Here is a 4,914-nt window from a genome sequence, read left to right as displayed (position 1 = left end):
TAATGCCAATACTTTTGAGAAATCCAGTCATTATTTTTATTGGAATGTCTTCTTCTTGCCCAACGCCAGAGTTTTTGGTACACTAAATGATCCAAATCCCTAAAGGTTTTCTTACTCACTACAGCCGAGTAATAGTTTACCCAATCCCTAATAATAGGATTAAGCCTTCTAATTAAAACAGCCTGTGGTGCAGACTTATGTCGGTCGATCACCTCAGCAATTTGACGATAATGACTCCTCATGCTCTGGTCACTTGGTTTGACCTCAGTTTTAAAACCAAGCTTACCTTGATTTTTGCCCACCTCATATTGTCTGATGTTGAACCCCAAGAAATTAAACCCTGGTTTTTCTCCACCATACCCATATAGAGTATGAACCACTCTTGTTTCACTTGGTTTTAACTCCAGCCCCATTTCAGACAACCACTCTCCAACCTTTACTAGGCATTTTTGAACTATATCTATATCTTTATGAGCGATCGCCAAACTACTACCATAGCGAACCAAACCCAAGTATTCACTCCTATCCACCCTTGACATCTCATACCCGCTTTCCACAGATTGAAAATCAAAAATTTCAGCATACTCCTTGATTTGCTCCTCCATACCATGAAGAGCCACATTTGCCAGAAGTGAAGAAATAACCCCACCCCTTGCCATCTCCTCATCAGTTGGAAATAACCCTTCCCCATCCATCACACCAGTCTTTAACCAAGCTTTGATTTTTCGACGCAATGTAGGATAAGTACCCAGCCTTTCCAGTAATAGTTCGTAGTTAATACCCTGAGAAGACTTAGCAATGTCAGCCTCAAGCACATACTTAGGCTCCAGCTTGACAAAACCAAAAATTGCTTCTACAGCATCTTGAGGCGATCGCCCCGGCCTAAACCCATAACAACTAGATTCAAAAATAGCCTCCCATTCTGGCTCCAGAGCCATCTTGACAAGTATTTGTAGAGCGTAGTCCTCCATAGTGCCTCTCCTAGACTTAACCTTGCCAGTTATGTCCAAAGTTTCAGCCAAAGCAAACAGCTTTTCCGAAGACAAAATTTCCTTACTCTGGTTATCTTGAATTACCCCACGCACCGCCAATAACTTAGCGTACCAGGACTTCAACAAAGTTTTTTGGGGCTTACGAAATGCAACAAAATCACGACTCTCAGAGGCTCTGTAGATTCTTTCCTGTAACTTAAAGACGTGACGCTCAACCTTTAACCAGTTAATATCGCGCCATTCCTGCCATTCCACCGTAGTCTTCAAACTCGTATTGGACATTTCTATTACCTAATCAAACTCTACATTCCAAATCACCGTGTGTCCGTCAGCTTATCCCATTACATTAAATAAGGGCCTTTGCTTCTGACACAATCCTTCCCAATCAAACATCCGGTTAGCACCTACTTGATCAGTTATCAGTTATCAGTTATCAGTTATCAGTTATCAGTTATCAGCAGTCAGTTATTTTACTCTAAAAAGAGTTGTAGCACTCGCCATATGCGCCTTTTAAATATAGTCACGGCAAGAATTTGACTTCTGAGTTCTAACTTCTGAGTTCTAAATAGGGCTTGCTGATTAAATCTAAAAGCATTGACATATAAAGGCTTTAGCCTTTTTAGGACCTTTAAAAGGTACAAATTTTTCAGCTCTTTATGCTCAAAAAGGAGCGTATTTTAGACAAGACTTCGGCAGAAAAATCAAGAGACAAAACTTAGCTCCTACCTCCTATAAATTCCAATTTCTCCTGTCTCCTGTCTCCTGTCTCCTGTCTCCTACCCCTACTCAAAGACTAGTGAAGCGCAAACCCTAAATAACTATTCAAGAGTTTTTCATGGGTTACTTCGTTCCAAACGACCTTATTTATATACCTTTAGGATGATGCTTTACGCCGGGTTTACGGGAAGTGCTTATTAGCCGAACCAAATCTCGCTAACTCCCTATCCTGTGCCTTTTGGCTCCAGTGTCACAGCTTCTTTCACTGGTTGAAAATTACGACGCTTCAATTACATCTTCGCTTTTCGCTATCCAATGGGTATTGTGCTTGATGGAAACTCATTTAAGCTTAAAGCTTTACCACCTTTTTACCCCGCTTTACGGATTGGTCGCTAGTCGCTACCGTAGGGGTAATGCTGTCAACCCTGCACCTGGGCGGAAGGAATCTCACCTCCAAGGTCATTTAGTTATAAGGCTAATGGCCTTACTCTACTCACGTCTTATAGCATTTGAAGCAAAGAGCGCGGACAGCTCAAGAATCTAAAACTTAGGCCAGGTAAGATTTTTCCTTCTGCCTTCTGCCTTCTGCCTTCTGCCTTCTGCTATAACCTGATGGCCTTGACTTTTAGCAGAAACGAATCGCACTTTGGTTGCCTTCACGACGTACTCTAGATACTACCCAGTTCCGCCAGACCCAATGGTCTCCACGGCTGGTGACAGCACTGGCATTGATGTCCATTAAATCTGCTAACTCTGAGCTAGTGATTAGATAGCCTTTACTGGCCACTTCATCAGCTATGTGTAAAGTTTCAATTAAGTTGCGCAGTTGCCCAACCCTCTGCTCCCTGGGCATATTTTCGAGTAATTCGTTTGTTGTGTCATTCATGGTAATTATCAGATTATTTGGTCAGATACTACGGCTTACGATTCTATCGTTTTGTTTCCAATCTTGCTTAATTAGTTTTGAATATTCTAGGCTAACTCTGGTTGAGAATTGCCGTTAGAGGTGAAAGATTGTTTTCTCCTCACAACTTTTTTTCAGCTTAAGACTGGTTTTAATATAGTATAAAGTTATGTCTATAAATAGGAGATGATTGTTCCTTGAAATTACATATATCATCTGAAAGCTGAATTTTTTTATTTCCCTATATCCCGCAGAACTTTCTTTTGTAGTTAACAAGTCCACATTTTGAATATTTTTTCTTTTGTAGATATTCTATTCTTTATAAGTATCAATACTAAAAGTCTTATTTTGGCCTGAGATTTGACAACTTAAATTTTTTTAATTGTTGAAGAAGAAGTGGGGGGGGTAGGGCATGACTAATTCTTTGTCGTCAGAGAATATTAATAAGAAATACATTTGTGCAAATATACGAATCTCCCCACACTTCCCCTCCTGGGAGCAGGGCTAATTCTTTGTCGTCGCCCGAATATTTACAACCCTATATTTTTTTATATCTTGCGATCCCCACACCTCCCACACTTCCCACCTCCTCCTCCTTTTTTCTAAGCGTGACAATAAATTGACCTTGGGGGAGTAGGGGGAATTTTCTGAAAATCTTCCTTTTTCAGTAATACTATTTTCGCGATCGCCCTTCTTGTGATATTCTTGATTATTGCGTTGAATAAAAAATCATGTTTATTTTCAAATTTACCTCAGTCTATTTACTATATCAGAATTTTTTCTGGCGTGCAACCTTAATTTCATCCCCCTGCCGTTTTTTATTGGAGTGCTAAACACAATGATAAATAGAATAATTTGGTAGTCCTGTGGAGCGTAATGGTAAATGGGGTAATGGTAAATGGGGGTCATTTCAGTTATCAGTTATCAGTACCTCTGCCTGAAGTCAGAATTTTGAATAAAGCCAAAAATTTATCGCTTTTAGGCAACAGCTTCGGAAGGCAACGGGCAACAGGGAATATATAGGAAAAAAGTATTTTTGCACATAAGAGATGCACCCGAAAAACTAGCTTTCTATGGGCGGATTTGGTATGAATAACTTTAATAGTAGTAATCTAGCAATTTTTAATTAATCATTAGATTTTTTTAAGGATTGCATAATAAATTAAGTTTGCTAAAATAACTAAAAGTTACACCACTTTTCAAGTAAATGAGGTACAGTAACAGAAGAACAATATTCATTATTCATTCATTAAAATAATGATTAGATAATCTGTACCTCATAAACCTGCAATGTGCTGTAAATCAGAATCAAAAAATACAAGAATAATTGATAGCAATTTCTGTATAAATTAAAGATATTAACTAGCCTTGAAAACGAGAGAATATCGAGAAAAAAATCTGAATATCCAGTAAGCATTTCCTGGGGAATGCTGCTCAAACAGCTATTAACTGTCAGCTCTCAGCTCTGATAAATTTTAATGAATATAGACTATAAAGCTAGCTTTGATAGTAAGTGTAAATTCTGACTAAATTAGTAAAGCTTTTATCTAAAATTAAAAGTAATAACTGACGGCTGAATGCTTACAATATTCATGGGCGATGTGCTAATTGCTATATATATTTTGCTGAAAAAGTGGGGAAACTCCGGTGTAATTCCGAGGCTGTGCGGCAACTTTCAATAATTATTAATTATTAATTAATTACCTCTCCTTTAAAACGGATAGGATTGAATAATCATGAAAATTTTTCTTCTCTTGGTCCATTGGATATGGCGAGGTCCCCTCGCCATCCCACCCTACGGGAAGCTACGCTAACGACCGCTTTTATCCCCTTAAAAGAGGAGGCTTTAAACCACAATTTTTCGGTAAATCGACAAATTGATAAAAGTATTTAATATACAAAATAAATAACTACTTACTAATCAAAAGAACTCGATCGGCCATAACACCTACTTATCACTTGTCAACCCTAGCTTCCTGCCTGAAACAGGAAAGGATAATTAATGAAATATTCAACTCAAAATTCCGAAATCAAAGCACAAAAAAATCTGACTTCAACAGAAGAAAGAAATAGTATATCTACAAATCATAAATTACCTCCATTACCACTACAAAGACCTTTATTATTGATAGGTCATGGGACACGAGATGCTGACGGAAAACAAACTTTCTTAGATTTTGTTGCAGCTTATCAAAATTTAGATAAATCTCGACCTGTGATACCTTGCTTTTTAGAATTAACAGGTCCAACTATTCAAGAAGGAGTAGATAAATGTGTAGAACAAGGTTACACAGAATTATA

General features: G+C 38.1%; 4 protein-coding genes. 2 read left to right on the top strand and 2 right to left on the bottom strand.

Going from position 1 to position 4,914, the window contains the following annotated elements:
- Positions 1-1,274, bottom strand: a 1,274-nt coding sequence (locus F6K13_RS18215) for a group II intron maturase-specific domain-containing protein (protein WP_287287948.1), incomplete at its 3' end; no start/stop codon positions are given.
- Positions 1,275-2,334: 1,060 nt separating this feature from the next.
- Positions 2,335-2,595: a hypothetical protein gene (locus F6K13_RS18210; RefSeq protein ID WP_124147250.1), complete on the bottom strand. Its 261-nt coding sequence runs from the start codon at positions 2,593-2,595 to the stop codon at positions 2,335-2,337.
- An 873-nt stretch (positions 2,596-3,468) separates the two neighbouring features.
- On the opposite strand from F6K13_RS18210, the gene F6K13_RS18205 reads away from it, so the two are divergent.
- Positions 3,469-3,636, top strand: a complete 168-nt coding sequence (locus tag F6K13_RS18205; protein ID WP_161564705.1) for a hypothetical protein — start codon at positions 3,469-3,471, stop codon at positions 3,634-3,636.
- Positions 3,637-4,615: 979 nt separating this feature from the next.
- A partial coding sequence (locus F6K13_RS18200) for a sirohydrochlorin chelatase (protein ID WP_287287947.1) occupies positions 4,616-4,914 on the top strand: 299 nt, incomplete at its 3' end.

The organism is Okeania sp. SIO2B9 (assembly GCF_010672505.1).
In the GTDB taxonomy this organism is placed as follows: Bacteria; Cyanobacteriota; Cyanobacteriia; order Cyanobacteriales; family Microcoleaceae; genus Okeania; species Okeania hirsuta.
The sequence above is the reverse complement of the archived record's forward strand: the minus strand, read 5'-3'. Positions and strand labels throughout refer to the sequence as shown.